This window comes from Streptomyces sp. NPDC003284 (assembly GCF_053589675.1).
The window spans coordinates 57889-77605 of the sequence record NZ_JBSFSI010000019.1 but is presented as its reverse complement, the minus strand read 5'-3'; the positions used below and the strand labels follow the sequence as shown (position 1 = coordinate 77605).

The 19717-nt window shown below is 73.9% G+C and carries 18 protein-coding genes; 4 read left to right on the top strand and 14 right to left on the bottom strand.

Features of this window, described 5'->3' with window-relative positions:
* Together ACWDYF_RS30410 and ACWDYF_RS30405 are read right to left on the bottom strand one after the other, a co-directional pair.
* A complete protein-coding gene (locus tag ACWDYF_RS30410) occupies window positions 1-2109 on the bottom strand; it encodes an AMP-dependent synthetase/ligase (protein WP_389470830.1) in 2109 nt (702 codons plus the stop codon).
* A gap of 154 nt (window positions 2110-2263) precedes the next feature.
* Complete coding sequence (locus ACWDYF_RS30405) at window positions 2264-3556, bottom strand: acetyl-CoA C-acetyltransferase (protein ID WP_389470833.1); 1293 nt, start codon at window positions 3554-3556, stop codon at window positions 2264-2266.
* A gap of 86 nt (window positions 3557-3642) precedes the next feature.
* Between ACWDYF_RS30405 and ACWDYF_RS30400 the strand changes: the two genes are divergently transcribed.
* Both ACWDYF_RS30400 and ACWDYF_RS30395 read left to right on the top strand, forming a co-directional pair.
* A complete protein-coding gene (locus ACWDYF_RS30400; protein ID WP_389470835.1) occupies window positions 3643-4962 on the top strand; it encodes a 3-oxoacyl-ACP reductase in 1320 nt (439 codons plus the stop codon).
* 7 nt (window positions 4963-4969) lie between these two features.
* Entirely contained in the window at window positions 4970-5911 is a 942-nt protein-coding gene (locus tag ACWDYF_RS30395) for a MaoC family dehydratase (RefSeq protein WP_389470837.1), read from the top strand.
* Between the two features lie 99 nt (window positions 5912-6010).
* Here ACWDYF_RS30395 and ACWDYF_RS30390 read toward each other — a convergent pair whose 3' ends face one another.
* From ACWDYF_RS30390 to ACWDYF_RS30350, 9 genes are all read right to left on the bottom strand, one after another.
* The gene (locus ACWDYF_RS30390) at window positions 6011-6682 is read right to left on the bottom strand and encodes a TetR/AcrR family transcriptional regulator (protein WP_018568250.1); all 672 of its coding nucleotides are present in this window, start codon (window positions 6680-6682) and stop codon (window positions 6011-6013) included.
* Between the two features lie 81 nt (window positions 6683-6763).
* Window positions 6764-7063, bottom strand: coding sequence for a DUF4229 domain-containing protein (locus ACWDYF_RS30385; protein WP_018568249.1), 300 nt, complete (start codon window positions 7061-7063; stop codon window positions 6764-6766).
* A 101-nt stretch (window positions 7064-7164) separates the two neighbouring features.
* Window positions 7165-7689, bottom strand: a complete 525-nt coding sequence (locus ACWDYF_RS30380; protein ID WP_037887603.1) for a GNAT family N-acetyltransferase — start codon at window positions 7687-7689, stop codon at window positions 7165-7167.
* Window positions 7690-8131: 442 nt separating this feature from the next.
* Entirely contained in the window at window positions 8132-9295 is a 1164-nt protein-coding gene (gene mqnE, locus ACWDYF_RS30375; RefSeq protein ID WP_018568247.1) for an aminofutalosine synthase MqnE, read from the bottom strand.
* A gap of 77 nt (window positions 9296-9372) precedes the next feature.
* A complete protein-coding gene (locus ACWDYF_RS30370; protein ID WP_037861223.1) occupies window positions 9373-9828 on the bottom strand; it encodes an Lrp/AsnC family transcriptional regulator in 456 nt (151 codons plus the stop codon).
* 75 nt (window positions 9829-9903) lie between these two features.
* The gene (locus tag ACWDYF_RS30365; RefSeq protein WP_389470842.1) at window positions 9904-10575 is read right to left on the bottom strand and encodes a UbiX family flavin prenyltransferase; all 672 of its coding nucleotides are present in this window, start codon (window positions 10573-10575) and stop codon (window positions 9904-9906) included.
* Between the two features lie 54 nt (window positions 10576-10629).
* The gene (gene mqnP, locus ACWDYF_RS30360) at window positions 10630-11532 is read right to left on the bottom strand and encodes a menaquinone biosynthesis prenyltransferase MqnP (RefSeq protein ID WP_037887599.1); all 903 of its coding nucleotides are present in this window, start codon (window positions 11530-11532) and stop codon (window positions 10630-10632) included.
* Entirely contained in the window at window positions 11529-12980 is a 1452-nt protein-coding gene (locus ACWDYF_RS30355) for a menaquinone biosynthesis decarboxylase (RefSeq protein WP_381736789.1), read from the bottom strand. Before ACWDYF_RS30355 ends, mqnP begins: the two co-directional genes overlap by 4 nt.
* Before the next feature lie 95 nt (window positions 12981-13075).
* A complete protein-coding gene (locus ACWDYF_RS30350; protein WP_389470846.1) occupies window positions 13076-15136 on the bottom strand; it encodes a serine/threonine-protein kinase in 2061 nt (686 codons plus the stop codon).
* A 96-nt stretch (window positions 15137-15232) separates the two neighbouring features.
* On the opposite strand from ACWDYF_RS30350, the gene ACWDYF_RS30345 reads away from it, so the two are divergent.
* Together ACWDYF_RS30345 and ACWDYF_RS30340 are read left to right on the top strand one after the other, a co-directional pair.
* The gene (locus ACWDYF_RS30345) at window positions 15233-15826 is read left to right on the top strand and encodes a TetR/AcrR family transcriptional regulator (protein WP_381736790.1); all 594 of its coding nucleotides are present in this window, start codon (window positions 15233-15235) and stop codon (window positions 15824-15826) included.
* Between the two features lie 85 nt (window positions 15827-15911).
* Window positions 15912-16361 carry a nucleoside deaminase gene (locus ACWDYF_RS30340; RefSeq protein ID WP_389470851.1) on the top strand — a complete coding sequence of 150 codons (450 nt, stop codon included), beginning with the start codon at window positions 15912-15914 and terminating at the stop codon, window positions 16359-16361.
* 12 nt (window positions 16362-16373) lie between these two features.
* On the opposite strand, the gene ACWDYF_RS30335 is transcribed toward ACWDYF_RS30340, so the two are convergent.
* Genes ACWDYF_RS30335 through resB form a run of 3 tightly spaced genes read right to left on the bottom strand, consistent with a single transcriptional unit; the run spans window position 16374 to window position 19714 of the window.
* Entirely contained in the window at window positions 16374-16790 is a 417-nt protein-coding gene (locus tag ACWDYF_RS30335) for an SRPBCC domain-containing protein (RefSeq protein WP_381736792.1), read from the bottom strand.
* A gap of 27 nt (window positions 16791-16817) precedes the next feature.
* Complete coding sequence (gene ccsB, locus ACWDYF_RS30330; RefSeq protein ID WP_389470855.1) at window positions 16818-17924, bottom strand: c-type cytochrome biogenesis protein CcsB; 1107 nt, start codon at window positions 17922-17924, stop codon at window positions 16818-16820.
* Window positions 17921-19714 carry a cytochrome c biogenesis protein ResB gene (resB, locus tag ACWDYF_RS30325; protein ID WP_389470860.1) on the bottom strand — a complete coding sequence of 598 codons (1794 nt, stop codon included), beginning with the start codon at window positions 19712-19714 and terminating at the stop codon, window positions 17921-17923. Before resB ends, ccsB begins: the two co-directional genes overlap by 4 nt.
* Window positions 19715-19717 lie beyond the last annotated feature (3 nt).

Below are 19717 nucleotides of genomic sequence, written 5' to 3'. Positions count from 1 at the left end.
TCAGCTCTCGTACAACGCCTCCACCTCGTGGGCGAAGTCGCGCAGGACGGCCTGGCGGCGGAGTTTCAGGGTGGGGGTGAGGTGGCCGGCGGACTGGGTGAAGTCGGTGGGGAGGACGGTGAAGCGGCGGATGGACTCGGGGCGGGAGACGAGGCGGTTGGCCTCGTCGACCGCGCGCTGGAGGACGGCCGTCAGGGCGGGGTCGTGCGTGAGGAGTTCGGGCGGCACCGGATGCCGGCCGTTCATCCGGCACCAGTGGGTGATGCCCTCCGGGTCGAGGGTGATCAGCGCGGCGACGTAGGGGCGGCCGTCGCCGAGCACCAGGCACTGGGAGATCAGCGGGTGCGCGCGCAGCCAGTTCTCCAGGGGCGCCGGGGCCACGTTCTTGCCGCCCGCGGTGATCAGGATCTCCTTCTTGCGCCCGGTGATGGTCAGATACCCCTCGTCGTCCAGGCGCCCGATGTCCCCCGTCGCGAACCAGCCGTCGCGGGTCGCCGGGACCACTCCCCCGGCGTTCGGGTCCCAGTACCCCCGGAACACCTGCCCGCCGGCGAGCAGCACCTCGCCGTCCGCCGCGATCCGGACCCCGGTGCCGGGCAGCGGCCACCCCACCGTGCCGAGGCGGGGCCGGTGCGGCGGCGTCACCGTGGCCGCGCCGGTCGTCTCGGTCAGGCCGTAGCCCTCGTAGATCTCCAGGCCCGCCCCGGTGAAGAAGGCGGCCAACGGGCGGCCCAGCGGGGAGCCGCCGCAGATGACGTGCCGCAGCCGCCCGCCGAGGGCGGCGCGGAGGCGGCGGTAGACGAGCGGGTCGTAGCAGGCGCGCGCGGCCCGCAGGGACCGGCTCGGCCCCGGCCCCGTGCCGAGCCTGCGCGCCTCCGCCGCCTCGCCCCAGCGGCGCGCCACCGCCGCCGCCCGGTCGAAGACCGCCGCCCGGCCGCCGCGCTCGGCCGTCGCCCGCGCGGTGTGGTGGATCTTCTCCAGCATGTACGGGATGGCCAGCAGGAACGTCGGCCGGAAACTCGCCAGATCGGCCAGCAGATCGGGCGCGGCCAGGCTCGGCGCATGCCCCAGGCGCACCCCGGCGCGGACGCAGGCGACGGCCACCATGCGGCCGAAGACATGGGAGAGCGGCAGGAAGAGGAGTGTGGAGGGCTCCTCGGCCTGGCTCCTGGTCGCCTCGCTCCTGGCCGCGCCGCTCCTGGCCGCCCCGTCCCGGCCGTCCTCGCCCCGGAAGACCGGGTGGAGGAGTTCGATCGCGTTGTCGACCTCGGCGAGGAAGTTGCCGTGGGTCAGCACGCAGCCCTTGGGGCGGCCCGTGGTGCCCGAGGTGTAGACGAGGGTGGCCGGTGTGCCGGGGCCGAGGACACCCCGGCGTACGTCGGTCTCCTGGTCCGGCACGGACGCCTCGCCCCGTTCGGCCAGCCGGTCCAGATGGCCGTGGTCGAGGACCCACAGATGGCGCAGTCCCGGCAGCCGGTCGCGCTCCGGGCCGAGGGCGGCGGCCTGCCCCGCCGTCTCGGTCACCAGGGCCGCCGCGCCCGAGTCGTGCAGGATCCAGCGGATCTGGAAGAGGGAGGAGGTCGGGTAGACGGGGACGGTGACCAGCCCCGCGGCCCAGGCGGCGAAGTCGAGCAGCGTCCACTCGTAGCGCGTGCGCGCCAGCACCGCGATCCGGTCGCCCGGCGCCAGGCCCTCCGCGATCAGCCCCTTGGCCAGCGCCCGCACCTCGGCGGCGAACCCGCGCGCCGTGACGTCGTGCCAGCCGCCGTCCGCCGTACGGCGGCTGAGGACGCGGCGCTCGGGGTCGGCGGCGGCGTTCTCGAAGGGCAGGTCGGCGAGCGATCCGTGGGTCACCCGGGCCACCAGCGGCGGCACGTACGCCTCGCGCACGACGCCGTCCGCCCACCGCACCAGCGGCACGACGGACCCGGTGTCGCCGGGAGTGCCGGGGATATCGGGGATACCCGGGCCCCCGCCGCCGTACGGGCTGCGGACGGCCGGGACGTAGCCGTCCGGGCCGGGCCCGTGCCGCTGTCCGGGCCCGTGCCGCTGTCCGGGGCCGTCGGGCGGCCACGGCGAGGAGGCGGAGGAGGCGTACGAGAGAGGCATGGCGGCTCCTGGGTCCGGCCCCGGCGGCTCGGGCGAGGCGGCTGGTTCGGCTCAGGCGGTTCGGCTCAAGTGGCTCGGCTCAGGCGGTTCGGCTCAGGCGGGTCTGTGCAAGTGGCTCGGCTCAAGTGGTCCCGCTCGGGCGGGTGCCCGGGGCTCAGGCGCGTTCCAGGATCGCCGTCACACCCTGGCCGCCGGCCGCGCAGACGGAGATCAGGCCGCGCGCGGGCCCCTCGCGCTCGGCGAGCAGACGGGCCAGGGTCGCCACGATGCGGGCGCCGGTCGCGGCGAAGGGGTGCCCGGTGGCGAGGGAGGACCCGGCGACGTTGAGGCGGGCGTGGTCGACCGGGGCCAGCCCGCGCTTCTCCCAGGCCGCCAGGGTGGCCAGGACCTGGGAGGCGAACGCCTCGTGGATCTCGACCAGGTCGAAGTCCTCGATGCCGAGCCCGGCGCGCTCCAGCATGCGCGGGACGGCGTACGCCGGTGCCATCAGCAGCCCGTCCTCGCCCTCGGCGACATCACCGTGGACGAAGTCGACGGCGGCCGTCTCGTACGCCGTCAGGTGGGCGAGGGGTTCCAGGCCGCGGGCGCGCGCCCACTCCTCGGACGCCAGCAGGACCGTGGCCGCGCCGTCCGTCAGGGGCGTGGAGTTGCCCGCGGTCATCGTCGCGCCGGGCCGGTCCAGGCCGAACACCGGCTTGAGCGCGGCGAGTTTCTCCACCGTGGAGCCGGGACGCAGGTTCTGGTCGCGCTCCAGGCCGCGGAAGGGGACCACGAGATCCGCGAAGAAGCCCCGGTCGTAGGCGGCGGCGAGCCGCTGGTGGCTGGCGGCCGCCAGCGCGTCCTGCGCCGCGCGGCCGATGCCCCAGGCGCGGGCGGTCACGGCGGCGTGCTCGCCCATGGACAGGCCGGTGCGCGGCTCGGCGTTGCGCGGGATGTCGGGCACCAGGTGGCGGGGCCGTATCCCGGCGAGGGCCTTGAGCCGGGCGGCGGTCGTCCGGGCGCGGCGGGCGGCAAGCAGGATGCGGCGCAGCTCGTCGTTGACGCCCAGCGGCGCGTCGCTCGCCGTGTCCGCGCCGCCCGCGACCGCCGACTCGGTCTGGCCCAGCGCGATCTTGTTGGCGGCGGCGATCACCGCCTGGAGGCCGGTGCCGCACGCCTGCTGGATGTCGTAGGCGGGGGTGCGCGCATCCAGCCGCGAGCCGAGGACGGTCTCGCGGGCGAGGTTGAAGTCGCGGCTGTGCTTGAGGACCGCCCCGGCCACGAACTCGCCCACCGCGCCCGGCTCCTGGAGCCCGTACCGCTCGACGAGGCCGTCCAGCGCGGCGGTCAGCATCTCCTGGTCGGAAGCGGTGGCGTACGGGCCGTCGGAGCGGGCGAAGGGGATGCGCGCACCGCCGACGACCACCACCCGCCGGATGCCGCGCGACTCGGTCCGAAGAGGACTCATCTCGACCTGCTCCTCACCCGTGACGTAGTATTACCCCCGGTAACCTTACTCCACAGTAAGCACTTGCGACCCGTGGGAGACGGCACATGGCCGACCGTTATCTGCGCTTCACCGGCACCGCGCCCGGCCGCTTCCTGACCCGGCGTCTGGGGCTGCCCCAGCCCGCGCCGCTGCGCCGCTGGTCAGCCGGGCACCCCGCGCTCGACGGCCCGCTGCTGCACCTGACGGCCGGGACGTCCGCGCTGGATCTGGGCCCGGTGCTCGCCCGCACCGGCCTGCCCCTCGGCGACCGCGATCCGGCGGCCGTGGTCCTGGACGCGACCGGCGTCCGGGACGTCGACGGGCTCGGCGCGGTGCACGTCGCCCTCCACCCGGTGGTCCGCACGCTCGCCGCGAGCGGGCGCGTGGTCGTCCTCGGCGCCCCGCTCGACCCGGACGACCACCACCAGGCCGCCGCCCAGCAGGCGCTGGAGGGCTTCACCCGCTCGCTCGGCAAGGAGATCGGCCGGGGCCGGACCGTCAACCTCGTCCGGCTCACCGACGCCGGAGCCGCCGGGACCACCCTGGACTTCCTGCTCTCCCCCAGGTCGGCGTACGTCAGCGGCCAGGTGGTCCACGTCGCCGGGCCGGACGCGGGCGGCCCCCGCGACGAGCGGACCGCCGGTGAACCGGGGCAGCCGCTCGCCGGGCGCACCGCCCTCGTCACCGGCGGCGCGCGCGGCATCGGCGCGGCCGTCGCCGAGACCCTCGCCCGGGACGGCGCCGAGGTCGTCGTCCTGGACGTCCCGGCCGCCGAGGCCGACGCCCGCGCGGTCGCCGGCCGCCTCGGCGGCACCGCCCTCGCCCTGGACATCACCGCCGCCGACGCGGGCGAGCGGATCGCCGCCGCGCTGCCCGACGGCCTCGACATACTGATCCACAACGCGGGCATCACCCGCGACCGGCGCCTGGTCAACATGTCCGCCGAACGCTGGGGCCAGGTCCTGGACGTCAACCTGGCGAGCGTGCTGCGCACCACCGACGCGCTGCTCGCGGCCGGCACCCTGCGCCCCGGCGGCCGGATCGTGGCCACCGCCTCCATCGCGGGCCTGGCCGGGAACGCGGGCCAGACCAACTACGGCGCCTCCAAGGCGGGCGTCGCCGGACTGGTCCGCGCCCTCGCACCGCACGCGCGCGAGCGGCACGGGGTCACGGTGAACGCGGTCGCGCCCGGCTTCATCGAGACGAAGATGACCGCCGCCGTCCCGCTGTTCATCCGCGAGGCGGGCCGCCGGATGAACTCCCTCGCCCAGGGCGGTCTGCCCGTCGACGTCGCCGAGACCACCGCCTGGCTCGCCCACCCGGGCTCCGGCGCGGTCAACGGCCAGGTCGTCCGCGTGTGCGGGCAGAGCCTGCTGGGGGCGTGACGCCGCCATGGCCCGCACCGCACCCGAGGAGCGCCCCGCACCGCAGGAGCGCCCCGCCGTCCTCCTCACCCGCGCCCCCGCCCTCGGCCCGCTGCTCGCGCGCGGCGCGCTGCGCTCCCCCTTCCGGCGGCCCCGGTCCGACGCGCCTGTGCCGCGCACCCGGCTCGTGCTGCCGTCCGCCCGCGCCGACCTGGCCCGGCTGGCGGCCTACGAGCGGGTGTGCGGCTTCCCGAGCGGCGCGGACGCGCTGCCGCTCACCTATCCGCACGTCCTCGGCTTCCCGCTCGCGATGCGCCTGATGAGCGGCGGCGGCTTCCCGCTGCCGCTGCTCGGTCTTGTGCACACCTCGATCGCCCTCACCCGGCACACCGCCCTGCGCGCCACCGAGGCGTACGAACTCTCCGTGCACATCGCGGGCCTGACGCCCCATCGGCGCGGCACCGAGGCCGTCGTCGTCACCGCGCTGCGCGCCGGGGGCGCGGCGGTGTGGGAGTCCACCAGCACCTATCTGTCCCGCCACCGCACGGCCGGGACCACCGGTGAGCCCGGCCGGTCCGCTCCGGAGGCGGCCCCGCCGCCCGCCGTGGCCGAGTGGCGGCTGCCCGCCGATCTCGGACGGCGCTACGGTGCCGCCTCCGGCGACCGCAACCCGATCCATCTGCACCCGCTCACCGCCCGTCTGTTCGGCTTCCCCCGGCCCATCGCCCACGGCATGTGGACCGTGGCGCGCTGCCTGGCCGCCCACGGGGTCCCCGAGGCCGTCTCGGTCCGGGCCGCGTTCAGGGCGCCGGTGCTCCTGCCGGGCACGGTGGTGTACGCGGCCGACGACCGGGGCCGCTTCGCGCTGCGCGCGCCGGAGGGGGCGGCGGGCGGGGCAGCGGGTGGGACACCGGACGGGGCGGCGGGGCGGGTGCATCTCGTGGGCGAGGTGGCGGCGCCGGGCGGCTGAGCACGGCGGCCGAGCACGGCGGCCGAGCACGGCGGCCGAGCACGGCCCCGCGCCGGTGGGCCCCGCGTCCGTGGGGGCCCGCGCCCGTGGGGGCCCGCGTCAGGCCCCCGGCGCGGGCGGGGTCCAGGGGCGGCCCTCCATGAGGTTGCCGAGGCCCGCCCAGGCGAAGTTCATCAGGGTGGTGGCGGCCTGGCGGGCCGTGACGCCCGGGGTGGTGTTGGCCCAGGCGGCGAGCGACTCGGCGGCGCCGACCAGGGCCTCGGCGAGTCCGGCGGCCTCGTGCTCGGGCAGCCGGCCGGGGCCGCCCTCCGCCTCCCCGGCGCAGGCGGCGGCCCGTGCCGCCTCGGCGATCAGCTGCTGGACGAAGGTGACGATCTCCGTGCGCATCGCGGCGGTCTCGGCGGCGAACGGCTCGCCGTGGGTACGCGCCTGGAGGTGCAGCACCGCCCAGCCGTCCGGGTGCCGCGCGGTGTGCGTGAAGAAGGCCCGCAGCCCCTCCCAGAGCTGCCGGTCGGCGGGCAGACCGAGGCGGGCACCGGCCCGGACGGCGGCGGTCAGCGCGGCGGCCTCGCGGCGGATGCAGGCGCTGAAGAGGTCGTCCTTGGAGTTCAGATACAGATAGACCAACGGCTTGGAGACGCCCGCCAGTTCGGCGATCTCGTCCATGGAGGCGGCCCGGTAGCCACGCCTGCCGAAGATGCGCACGGCGGCGTCGAGCATCTGCTGTTCACGAACCGCGCGCGGCATCCGCTTGGTCTTCACGGCACCCATGGCGGCAAGCCTACGGTTCGCCCGGCCGCCCGCCGACCCGTCGGCCGGGCGGGGCCCCGGCGCGCAGGCGGGTCCGGAGGGTCAGGACGCCTTGGAGGTGCCCCGCGCCTCTTCCCCGGCCAGTTCCTCTTCGAGCGCGCTGGCCTGCATGTTCGCCTTCATCCGGTCGACGCGCGCGACGACCTGCTCGGAGGCCCGGTCACGCTCCTTGCGCAGCACGACGAAGCTGATCGGCGCCGAGAGCACCAGGGCGAGCAGAGGGATCCACAGGCCGTTGGAGCCGTTGCGGCCGCTCGGCACGATGCCGACGTACACGAGACCCCAGGCGACCACGAGGCAGCCCGCGAAGATACCGAGGCGCATCAGCGTGTAGCGGAGCATCCCAAACCACTCTTCCGTTCCGAACAAGGCCAAAGGGCACCGTCCAGTGAAGCACGCTGGGGGCCCGTTCCCGTAGGCGGGTCGCGCGGGCGCACGAAGCCTCAGGTCAGCGGCATGAGCATGATCACTTCATCGCGGTCGTCGTCCGGCGCGACCCGGGTGGCGCCGGGGATCCGGCCGACCTCCTTGTAGCCGCAGGAGGCGTAGAACCGCTCCAGCCCCTGGCCGCCCCGGCAGCTGAGCCGGAGCGCCTCGATGCCCCCGAGCCCGCGGGCCGCGTCCGCCGCGGCGGCCAGCAGCTCGCGGCCGTACCCCTTGCCCTGGTGGCGGGGGTGGACCATCACCGTGTAGAGCCACAGCCAGTGGGCGGAGAGGGCGTCCCGGTTGAGGGTCAGGAACGCCGTCGCCGCGACCCGGCCCGCCTCGTCGCGCCCCACCAGCAGCCGGGACCGGCCCTCGGCCATCGCCACGAACTGCTTCACCAGCTCCGGCCGGATCGCCTCCCGCGAGGCGGGCGCCACGAAGCCGACCGCGCCGCCCGCGTCCGTGACGTCCGCCCAGAGGTCGAGAATGCCGTCGCGCAGAGCGCGGTCGACGGAGGGATCCAGGGTGAAGGTAAGAGGCATAGTGCAAGACTACCTATTACCATCTGGGAGAGGAAGGGCCGTCGTCCCAGCGGCCCGGGGCACCGCCGAGGGATGGGGCACCGGGCGCCCGGGGCGTCCGTGGATCTCGTGTTCGAGGAGGGTGCCGCGCACCTGGGTCACCCCGCAGGGGGCGATGCCCGCCTCGGCCGGCGCCGATCCCGCCCCGAACACGGTGCGGGTGGCATCCCGGTGCAGCGGGCAGCCCCGGGAGCGCGCCGCGGCGTCGCGCGGCGCGGCCGGATCCGCGCAGGCCTGGGCGAAGGGCGCGGCGGAGCAGGCGCCTCGGTCGTCTTCGCCCGCCGTCCGCCCCAGGGCGCCCACGAATGCCCACGAATGCCCACGAATGGGTCCGCCGAGCCCTCGTACCGGCCCTGCCGGGCGGATACGAGGACTCGGCGGTCGGCTCACCGCTCGCGGGCGGTCACACCCGCATGGGCTGCGGCGACTCGCGGCGCCCGGCGTCCGGGCCGTCGTACTCGCGGATGATCTCGTAGCGCGTGTTGCGCTCGACCGGGCGGAAGCCCGCGTCGCGGATCAGCTCCAGCAGGTCGTCGCGGGTCAGCTTGTTCGGCGTGCCGAAGTTGTCCGCGTCGTGCGTGATCTTGTACTCGACGACCGAGCCGTCCATGTCGTCCGCGCCGTGCTGGAGGGCGAGCTGGGCGGTCTGCACGCCGTGCATCACCCAGAACACCTTCACGTGCGGCACGTTGTCGAACAGCAGCCGGGAGACGGCGAACGTCTTCAGCGCCTCGGCGCCGGTCGCCATCGTGGTCCGCGCCTGGAGGCGGTTGCGGACCTTGCCGTCCTTCATGTCCACGAAGTCGTGCTGGTAGCGCAGCGGGATGAAGACCTGGAAACCGCCGGTCTCGTCCTGGAGCTCGCGCAGCCGCAGCACGTGGTCCACCCGGTGGCGGGGCTCCTCGATGTGCCCGTAGAGCATGGTGCACGGGGTCTTCAGACCCTTCTCGTGCGCCAGCCGGTGGATGCGGGACCAGTCCTCCCAGTGGGTGCGGTGGTCCACGATGTGCTGCCGGACCTCCCAGTCGAAGATCTCCGCGCCGCCGCCGGTCAGCGACTCCAGACCGGCGTCGATCAGCTCGTCCAGGATCTCGCTCGCGCTCAGTCCGGAGATCGTCTCGAAGTGGTGGATCTCGGTGGCCGTGAACGCCTTCAGCGACACCCCGGGCAGCGCCGCCTTCAGCTCGCGCAGCGAGCGCGGGTAGTAGCGCCACGGCAGGTTCGGGTGCAGCCCGTTGACGATGTGCAGCTCGGTGAGGTTCTCCGCCTCCATGCCCTTGGCGAGCTTGACGGCCTCCTCGATGCGCATCGTGTACGCGTCCTTCTCGCCCGGCTTGCGCTGGAAGGAGCAGTAGGCGCAGGACGCGGTGCACACGTTCGTCATGTTGAGGTGGCGGTTGACGTTGAAGTGGACGACGTCGCCGTTCTTCCGCGTCCGCACCTCGTGCGCGAGCCCGCCGAGCCAGGCCAGGTCGTCCGACTCGTACAGCGCGATGCCGTCCTCGCGGGTCAGCCGCTCGCCGGAGCGGACCTTCTCCTCCAGCTCGCGCTTGAGCCCGACGTCCATACCCATACCTCTGCTACCTCTTCCTCTTCCTCCACCGACTCCTGCACACCGTACGCCCGGACCGGACACCCCGGCCGTCAGACCTCCTCGGGCAGCTCTCCCACCCGGTTCTCCCACTTCGTGGACAGCACGATGGTCGTACGGGTCCGGGAGACGCCCTTGGTGCCGGACAGCCGGCGGATGATCCTCTCCAGTCCGTCGACGTCCGTGGCGCGCACCTTGAGCATGAAGGAGTCGTCACCGGCGATGAACCAGCAGTCCTCGATCTCGGGCAGGTCCTTCAGCCGCTGCGCCACGTCCTCGTGGTCGGCCGCGTCCGAGAGGGAGATGCCGATCAGGGCGGTCACGCCCAGGCCGAGCGAGGCGGAGTCCACCGTCGCCCGGTAGCCGGTGATGACCCCGGCCGCCTCCAGCCGGTTGATGCGGTCGGTGACGCTCGGTCCCGACAGGCCGACGAGGCGCCCCAGCTCGGCGTAGGAGGCCCGGCCGTTCTCCCTCAGGGCCTGGATGAGCTGCCTGTCCACCGCGTCCATGCGATCGAAGCCTTCCGCTGAAAGAAGTTCCTGAAGTCCCAGTGATGCTGTTCTCAAGTGGTACGGGTACTGCTGCTAACGCCGGGCGCCGCCGCCGAGTTCGCCTTCCCAGCGGCGGTAGAGCCGGTGCGGCACGCCCACCGCGTCGAGGGCGCGGCCGGCGACGAAGTCCACCAGGTGCTGGATGTGGGTCGCACCGGCGTAGAAGGCGGGCGAGGCGGGCAGGACGGTGGCGCCCGCGTCGTCCAGGGCGACGAGCTGCCGCAGCGTCGGGCCGTTCAGCGGGGTCTCCCTGACGGCCACCACCAGCGGCCTGCGCTCCTTGAGGGTCACGCTCGCCGCCCGCTGGAGCAGGTCCTTCGACAGACCGAGCGCGACCCCGGCCACGCACGCCGTCGAGGCCGGCACGATCAGCATCCCGCGCGCGGGGTACGACCCCGAGGACGGCCCGGCCGCCAGGTCACCGGCGCCCCAGTGCCGCACGTCCGCGAGGTCCGCCTCGAAGGTGCCGGGCTTCCCGTCGGCCCCCAGCGCCAGCCACTCCCCCAGATCCTCCCGCCAGTGCGCGTCCCGGAAGGAGATGCCCGTCTCGTCGAGCAGGGTGAGCCGCGAGGCCCGGCTGACCACCAGGTCGACACTCTCCCCGGCGTCGATCAGCCCGCGCAGCACAGCAGCCGCGTACGGCGTACCGGACGCGCCGGAAACCCCCACGATCCAAGGCTCGCGCTGCGTTTTCCCTGCGTTCACATATCGAGCCTATCCGGCCGCCTGACATGGATGTCAGGCGGCCGTGCCGACGGACTACGGCCGCAGGCCCCGTACCAGGAGGTCGAGCAGTGCGAAGACGAACAGGCTGATGCCGATGAACCCGTTCGTCGAGAAGAACGCCCGGTTCAGGCGGGACAGGTCGTGGGGGCGGACGATGGTGTGTTCGTAGAGGAAGGCACCGGCGACGACGACCAGGCCGAGCCAGAAGAAGACGCCCGCGCCGGTGGCCAGGGCGAACCAGACGAACAGGGCCGTGGTGACGGTGTGGCAGGCGCGGGCGCCCCAGATCGCGGCCGGGATGCCGAAGCGGGCCGGGACCGAGCGGACGCCTACCTGCCGGTCGGTCTCGACGTCCTGGCAGGCGTAGATCAGGTCGAAGCCGCCGATCCAGATGCCGACGGCCAGGCCCAGGATCACCGCCTTCCACGACCACTCGCCGCTGATCGCCAGCCAGCCGCCGATCGGGCCCATCGCCTGGGCCAGGCCCAGGATGGCCTGCGGGAAGTTCGTGAACCGCTTGCCGTAGGGGTAGACGACCATCGGGACCACCGCGATGGGGGCGAGGGCCAGGCAGAGCGGGTTCAGCAGGGCGGCGGCGCCCAGGAAGACCGCCAGGGCGATCAGCGCGCCGGTCCAGGCGTGCCGTACGGACATCGCGCCGGTGACCAGCTCGCGGTGCGCGGTGCGCGGGTTGCGGGCGTCGATCTCCCGGTCGATGATCCGGTTCACCGCCATGGCGAAGGTGCGCAGCCCCACCATGCAGACGGTCACCAGGAGCAGCCGCGCCCAGTGGATGTTCTCGTCCCACTCGTACATCGCGGTGAGCGCGGCGATGTACGCGAAGGGCAGCGCGAAGACCGAGTGCTCGATCATGACCAGGCGCAGAAAGGCTTTCGTGCGTCCCGGCTGGGGCACCGCGGCGGCGGAGGCGCTCACAGGCCGTACTCCTTCCAGCGGCGGTCGACTCTCGCCGCCGTATCCGGGTCGGAGACCACCATCTCCGGCCAGCCGCCGTCGCGGGTGTACCCCTCCTGCGGCAGCTTCTTCGTGGCGTCGATGCCTGCCTTGCCGCCCCAGAACTGCTGGTAGGAGGCGTGGTCGAGGTGGTCGACGGGGCCTTCGACGACGGTGAGGTCACGGGCGTAGTCCGTGTTGCCCAGGGCCCGCCAGGCGACCTCGTGCAGATCGTGCACGTCGCAGTCGGCGTCGACGACCACGATCAGCTTGGTCAGCGACATCATGTGCGCCCCCCAGATGGCGTGCATCACCTTCTGGGCGTGCTTGGGGTACTTCTTGTCGATGGAGACGATCGCGCAGTTGTGGAAGCCGCCCGCCTCGGGCAGGTGGTAGTCCACGATGTCCGGCACGATGATCTTCAGCAGCGGCAGGAAGAAGCGCTCGGTGGCGCGGCCGAGCGGGCCGTCCTCCGTGGGGGGCCTGCCGACCACGATCGACTGGAGCAGCGGGCGCCTGCGCATCGTCACGCAGTCGATGGTGAGCGCCGGGAAGGGCTCCTGCGGGGTGTAGAAGCCGGTGTGGTCGCCGAAGGGGCCCTCCGGCAGCATCTCGCCCGGCTCCAGCCAGCCCTCCAGGACCACTTCGGCCTGGGCCGGGACCTGGAGCGGCACGGTCTTGCAGTCGACCATCTCGATCCGCCGGCCCGCGAGGAACCCGGCGAACAGGTACTCGTCGATGTCGCCGGGCAGCGGCGCGGTGGAGGCGTACGTCACGGCGGGCGGGCAGCCGAAGGCGATGGCGACCGGCAGCCGCTCGCCGCGCCGGGCCGCCACCTGGTAGTGGTTGCGGCTGTCCTTGTGGATCTGCCAGTGCATGCCGATGGTGCGCCGGTCGTGGCGCTGGAGCCGGTACAGGCCCAGGTTGCGGATGCCCGACTCCGGGTCCTTGGTGTGGGTCAGGCCGAGGTTGAAGAAGGAGCCGCCGTCCTGGGGCCAGGTGAACAGCGCGGGCAGCGCGTCGAGGTCGACGTCGTCGCCGCGCAGCACGACCTCCTGGACGGGCGCCTCCTTGACCTTGCGCGGCGGCACGTGCGCCATCGCGCCGAGCTTGCCGAACGCCTCGCGCACCCCCACGAAGCCGTGCGGCAGCTCGGGCCGCAGCAGCCCGCCGATCCGCTCGCTGATCTCGGCGTAGGACTTCAGGCCGAGCGCCTTCAGCAGCCTGCGGTCGGTGCCGAAGACGTTCATGGCGAGCGGCATCGCCGAGCCCTTCACGTTCTCGAAGAGCAGTGCGGGGCCGCCGGACTTCTGCACCCGGTCGACGATCTCACCGACCTCCAGATACGGGTCGACCTCGGCCTTGATGCGCTTGAGGTCGCCCTCGCGCTCCAGCGCCCTGAGCAGGGAGCGAAGATCGTCGTAAGCCATGGGGTCCAGTATCGCCGAGGCGGTCGCGCGTCCCGCGACCGCCCCGTGCCCGGCGGGGGCGTGGCGCCGTCCCGGTGCTCCGGCCGGAGCCGGTGCTAGCTCTTGGACCAGCGCTGGACCGAGGAGCCGGAGGAGCAGGCGGCGGTGTCCACGGTGCCGTTGGCGAGGACGGCGAGGCAGCGGCCGTTGTAGTCGCTCCTGAGGGTGCCGCCGGAGCCGTAGCGCCAGCTGATGTCCGCGTCGCTGCTGCCGTTGCGGGCGCAGGACATAGCCATGAGGCCGCCGGCCGGCAGGCTGGCGCTCAGACAGGCGCCGGTCGCCTTGTTGAAGAGCTGGACGCCGCCGGAGGCCGCGCTGCGGAACTCCCAGTCCGCGCGGGCGGACGTGCAGCTCTCCACGATCGCGCCGTAGCCGTAGGAGACGGACAGGCAGGTGCCGCTGGAGCCGTTGCGCAGGGTGAAGATGCCCGAGGCGGGCGGCTTGCCGGTGCTGCCGCCGGAGCCGCCGCTCGCACCGGAGCCGCCGCTTCCGCCCGAGCCCCCGCTCCCGCCCTTCCCGGAGCCGCCGCCCGAGGGCTTGGTGCTCCCGCCCCCGCCCCCGCCACCACCGCCGTTCCCGGAGCCGCCGCCCGCGCCGCCCGCGCCCTCCTTGCCGGTCGTGCCGCCGCCCCCGGCCTTGCCGCCGCCGCCCGGCTGCCCGTCCCGGCCGTCCGTGCCGTCCGTGCCGTCCGCGCCCTTCTCCCCCGGCTGCCCGGCCGCGCTGTCCCTGCCCTTGCCGTCGTCCTCGCCCTCGCCCTTGCCCTTCTTCGCGCCCTTGCCCGGCGACGCGGATCCGGACGGCGTCGCCGTCGCCCGAGCGGAGGCGCCGGAGGCGGACGGGCCGCCCGGTCCCGTGACCGACACCGAGACGGTGGGGGCGGCCTGCGCGCCGTCGCTGGTGGCGGCCGTGTAGGGCAGCAGTTGCAGGGCGAGGGTGGCGCCGGTCGCCGTGACCACGACCGGGACGAGCGCCAGCAGCACGCGCCGTCGGCCCCGGTGGGCCGGTTTGCGGTCCGGCGCGGTCTCCTTGCCGCCGGACCCGGAACCGGAACCGGTGCCCGCCCCGGAGTCCGAGCCGGGCCCGGCGCCCCCGCCACCGCCTGCGCCGCCCGCGCCGCCGCCCTCCCCCGCCGCCGCGACCGGCCCCCCGGCCGTGGTGGCGGACCGCGCGAGCTTCTCCAGCTCCGCCAGTTCCGCGCCCCGGGGCGGGGCCGCGGCGAACGCGGCCCGCTCGGCGAGCCGTTCCCCGGCGCCCTCGGGCCAGGCGGCCCGCTCGGGCAGGTCGCGCCCGCGCGACCGCTCCAGCAGCTCCGCCGCGGCCGGGCGGCCCTCGGGGTCCTTCTCCAGGCAGCTCGCCACCAGGTCCGCGAGGCCCGCGTCGACCGCGCGCAGACCGCTCAGGTCGGGCGCGTCGTGCACGATCCGGTAGAGCAGGTCGACCCCGGCGCCCTCGCCGAACGGGGAGTGCCCGGTCGCCGCGTACGCGAGCAGGGAGCCCAGCGCGAAGACGTCCGTGGCGCCGGTCAGCCGCCGGGCCCCGGACGCCTGTTCGGGTGACATGTAGGACGGGGTGCCGACGACCACGCCGGTGCGGGTCAGCCGGCTCTGCTCGGCGGCGCGGGCGACGCCGAAGTCGATGAGGGTGACGCCGTCGCCGGTGAGCATGACGTTGGACGGCTTGAGGTCGCGGTGCACCATGTCGGCGTCGTGCACCGCGGCGAGCCCGGCCGCCGCCTCGCGCAGCAGTAACCACAGGGCGTCGGCGCAGAGCGTGCCGTGCTCCTCGACGACCTCGCTGAGCGTGAGCCCGGGGATGTACGCGGTGGCCAGCCACGGCGGGCGGGCCTCGCGGTCGCTGGCCAGCAGCGGCGCGGTCACGTCGGCGGGCAGCCGGGCCAGGTTGTCCAGCTCCTGCCCGAACCGGCGCAGGAAGCCGGGGTCCTCGGCGAAGACCGAGGGCAGCACCTGCTTCACGGCGGCGTACTCCCCCTGGTGCACGCCCAGGTACACGCGGCCCATGCCGCCGGCGCCGAGCCGTCCGACCAGCGGGATCGCGCCGATCCGCCGCGGGTCCTCCTCCGACAGCGGCTCGGCCCCGCCGCCGCTCAGCTCCACCACGTCTCTCCCCGTCCGGCCCTCGGCAACAAGCGCTGTCAGTCTGCCGCCGCACCCCCCGGAATTGGAAGAGTTTTCTAGAAAGTTACACTGGAAACCATGAGCCCCAAGCAGCAGCGCGGGGAGGCCACCGCCGACCTGCTCCTGGACGCGGCGCTGCGCGTGTACGCGGTGACCGGCGACAACGGCCTGACCGTCACCGCGGTCACCGCTGCCAGCGGGGTGAGCATGGGCAGCCTGTACCACCACTTCGGCAGCATCGAGGGGCTGTCGACCGCGCTGCACACCCGCTGGAACTCCCGTCTGCTGGACGCCCTGCTGACGGCGCTGCTCCCCACCCGCACGCTGCACACCGGCGTCCGGGCGCTGGTGCGGGCGTATCTCGCCTTCATCCAGGAGCACCGGGACGCGGCGCTGTTCCTGCACTCCTCCGGGACGTCGCGGGACGCGATGCGCCACGGGCGGCAGGTGCACGAGACGCAGGAGGCGCGGCTGGCGGAGCTGGCGGGCTGGCTGGGGCCGCGCGTCGCCGCCGGGGAGATCGCGCCGCTGCCCGCGCCGCTGATCGAGGCGCTGGTGATGGGTCCGGTGGTGGCCACGGCGCGGCGCTGGCTGTCCGGGGCCGGCGAGGTCGACCTGGAGGAGGCGGTCCGGCTGCTGCCCGACCGCATCTGCCGCTCGCTGGCCCCCTGAACGGCCCCGGGCCGCGGCAGCCCCCGGGGCCGGGGCCGCGGACGCGCCGTTGCCGCAGCGCACCGGCTGCCCGCACAGTGGGTCCATGGACGAGGCCCAGGCACGCGCATGGCTCGGTACGGCGCTCGCCGAGGCGCGCGCCGGGCTCGCGGAGGGCGGCATCCCGGTCGGCGCGGCGCTCTACGCGGCCGACGGCACCCTGCTGGGGCGGGGCCGCAACCGGCGGGTGCAGGACGGCGACCCGTCGCTGCACGCGGAGACGGCCGCGTTCCGCGCCGCGGGGCGGCAGCGGTCCTACCGGGGCACGACGATGGTGACCACGCTCTCGCCCTGCTGGTACTGCTCCGGTCTGGTCCGCCAGTTCGGGATCGGCCGGGTCGTGGTCGGGGAGGCGGTCACCTTCCGCGGCGGGCACGAGTGGCTGGCGGAGCACGGCACGGAGACCGTGGTCCTCGACGACCCGGAGTGCGTGGAGCTGATGCGCGGCTTCGTGCGGGACCAGCCGGAGCTGTGGCGGGAGGACATCGGGGAGTGATCCTCCGGGGGGCTACTCCCCCGGCGCCAGCTTTTCGATGAGGTGTTCGAATCGGGTCCGCCAGGCCCGCTCCGAGGAGCCCTCGCCGCCGAACTCATGGGTGAAGCGGAGCACACAGCCGTCCGCGCCGTCCCGTTCCAGGTGGAAGCGGATCCGGCCGCCGTCCGCCAGGGTGTACTCGGCGACCCGGTCGACGTCCCAGGCGGTGACCTGGCCGCTGCCCAGGCCGCGCAGGCTGACCGCGCCGCCGAGCCGGGGTTCCAGCTCGTCGGCGGGGGTGAACCAGCCCGCGAGCCCGTCCGGGGTGGACAGCGCGGGCCAGACGGCCTCCATGGGCCGCGGGAAGCGGACCAGGAAGCCCAGGATGTGCGTGCTGCCGTGCGTCTGGCTGGTGCCCTGTTCGATGGAACCGCCGATGGAACCGGTCATACCGGCCGGGTTCCCCGCGGCGGCCGGTCAGACGCCCGCGTACGAGTGCTTGCCGCCGACGAAGATGTTCACGCCGTAGTAGTTGAACAGGTAGCAGGCGAACGCGATCAGCGCGATGTACGCCGCCTTGCGGCCCTTCCAGCCGGCCGTGGAGCGGGCGTGCAGATAGCAGGCGTAGGCGACCCAGGTGATGAAGGCCCAGGTCTCCTTGGGGTCCCAGCCCCAGTAGCGGCCCCAGGCCGACTCGGCCCAGATGGAGCCCGCGATGATCGTGAACGTCCACAGCGGGAAGACGGCCGCGTTGATCCGGTACGCGAACTTGTCCAGCGAGGCGGCGGCGGGCAGCCGCTCCAGCACCGACTTCGCGAAGGAGCCCGGCTCGCCGCCCGAGGCCAGCTTGTTCTCGTAGGAGTCCTTGAAGAGGTAGGCGAGCGTGCCGACCGCGCCGACGTACAGGGCCGCGCCGCAGAAGATCGCGGTGGAGACGTGGATGTACAGCCAGTACGAGTGCAGGGCCGGGACGAGCTGGTCGCTGGCCGTGTACAGGACGGTGACCGCGAGGCCCAGGTCCAGCAGGACCGTGGTGGTCAGGAACAGGCCGATCCAGCGCACGTTCTTCTTCAGGGCGAGCAGCGCGAGGTACACGCCGACCGCGACCGTGGAGAAGGTGATGTTGAACTCGTACATGTTGCCCCACGGCGCCCGCTCCACGGAGGCCGCGCGGGCGACGACGCCCGCCAGCTCCACCAGGAAGGCGAGCACGGTGAGCGAGACGGCGATCCGGCCGTACAGGTCGCCCTGCACGTCACCGCCGTGCGCGCCGGGCCCGTCGGGCACGTCGCGGGCGCCGGCGGCGGACCGCACGACGACCTGGGGGCGCTCCAGTACGGCGGTGCCCCCGGCGGACTTCACCGCCACGGCCGGGCCCGCGGCCCCGGCCGCCTTCTGGTCGCCGGCCGTCAGCGCGGCGGCCGTGCGGGCCACCTTGCTGCGGCTGCCGAAGAGCCATTCCGCGATGTAGGCGAGGAAGGCCAGGGTGTAGACGGCCATCGAGGAGTAGATCAGCGCGTTGCTGGTGTGCGCCAGGTTTTCGTTGGTCGCCGTGGCGAGCTCGGTTGCGGCGGCGAGAGTCACTTCTTCTCAGCCCCTTCGGCGGGTACGGGGGTGGCGGCGCTGCGCTCCGGGTCGGAGCCGGCGTCGGGCTGTGTGGGTGCCTTGTCGTGGACCAGGGCGGCCAGGGCGCCGATCTCCTCGGGGAGCTTCGCCGACTCGCTGCGGCCCAGACCGGCCACCTCGACGACCGTCACCCCGTCGGCGCCCGCCACCGCCCGCACCCAGACCCGGCGGCGCTGGATGAACAGCGATCCGGCCAGGCCGAAGATCGCGGCGACGGCTCCGGTCAGCGCCCAGCCGGTGCCCGGCTGCTGGACGATCTGGAAACCGGCCCACTCCTTGATGTCCTTGTCGAACGTGATGGAACCGGCGCCGCCGGGCAGCGTCAGCGTCTCGCCGGGCAGCAGGCGGCTCTTGAGGATGTTGCCCTTGGCGTCCTTGAACGGCTTCAGCTTCGGGTTCTTGGTGTCGAGCTGGTAGATGCTCTGCGGCGTGCCCGCGTCCACGCCCAGGTCGCCGTGGTAGGCGCCCAGCGACAGCACGGGGAACTGGAGCGCGGGGAACTGGGAGAACATCGTGCCCTTGCCGGCCCCGGCGAAGGTCGGCACGAAGAACGCGGCGAAGCCGAGCTGCTCGCTCTTGCCCTGCGCGTTCCGGTAGCCGTCCATCACCTTGATCGCGCCCTGCGAGGTGACGTTGGGGTCCAGCGGCAGCAGCGGCACGGCCTGGCGGTAGACCACCCGGCCCTTGCCGTCGCGCACGGTGACGGTGGGCGCGTAGCCGTGGCTGACCAGGTAGACCTTGGCGTCGTCGATCTCCAGCGGCTCGTTGACCTTGACGGTCCGGTGCCGCTCCTTGCCGTCCGCGCCGACGCTGTAGTCGATGTCCGCCTGGTAGGTGCGCGGGGTGCCCTTGTTGGGGCCGCTCGGCTCGTAGGTGCCGGTGAACTTCTTCAGGGTGAAGCTGAACGGGACGAGGTCGTCGTCGTCGAAGAGGTTCCCGGACTTGAAGTCGTCGTACTGGGTGAGGGTGTTGGCGAAGCCGTCGCCCTCGACGATCAGCTTGTTGCCCTCGGTCTTGAACAACTGGCCCCAGGCGAAGGCGATCAGCATCACGATCAGCGCGATGTGGAAGAGCAGGTTGCCCGCCTCGCGCAGATAGCCCTTCTCGGCGGCGACCGCGTCACCGGAGAGGTGGGCGCGGAAGCGGCGCTGCCGCAGCGTCCTCAGCGCGGCCTCGCGGACCTCCTCGGGCGCGGCGGAGGTGCGCCAGGTGGCGTACGCGGGCAGCCGGGTCAGCCGCTTGGGCGCGCCCGGCGGGCGGCTGCGGAGCTGGCCGGTGAACTGCCAGGTGCGCGGCACGATGCAGCCGATGAGGGAGACGAACAGCAGAATGTAGATCGCGGAGAACCACACCGAGCTGTAGACGTGGAACAGGCCGAGCCGGTCGTAGACGGGCCCGAGCGTGGTGTGGGCCTGGCGGAACGCCTCGACCTTCATCGCGTCGCTGCCGGTCTGCGGGATCAGCGAGCCGGGGATGGCGCCCAGGGAGAGCAGGAACAGCAGCAGCAGCGCGACCCGCATGGAGGTCAGCTGCCGCCAGAACCAGCGGACCCAGCCGACGGTCTCGCGGCCGGTCCAGGCGAGCCACCCGGCCGCACCGGGGGCGCGGCGGCCGCCGAAGGAGCCGGGCACGGCCGTCTCGGCGGGCGCGGTGGACAGCTGGGAACCGGCCGCGCCGAGGTCGTCCTCACCGGGGGGCGGCGCGGCCGGCTTCTCGTCGGCGCGCGTACCGGGTGTCGTCTTGCTCATGGA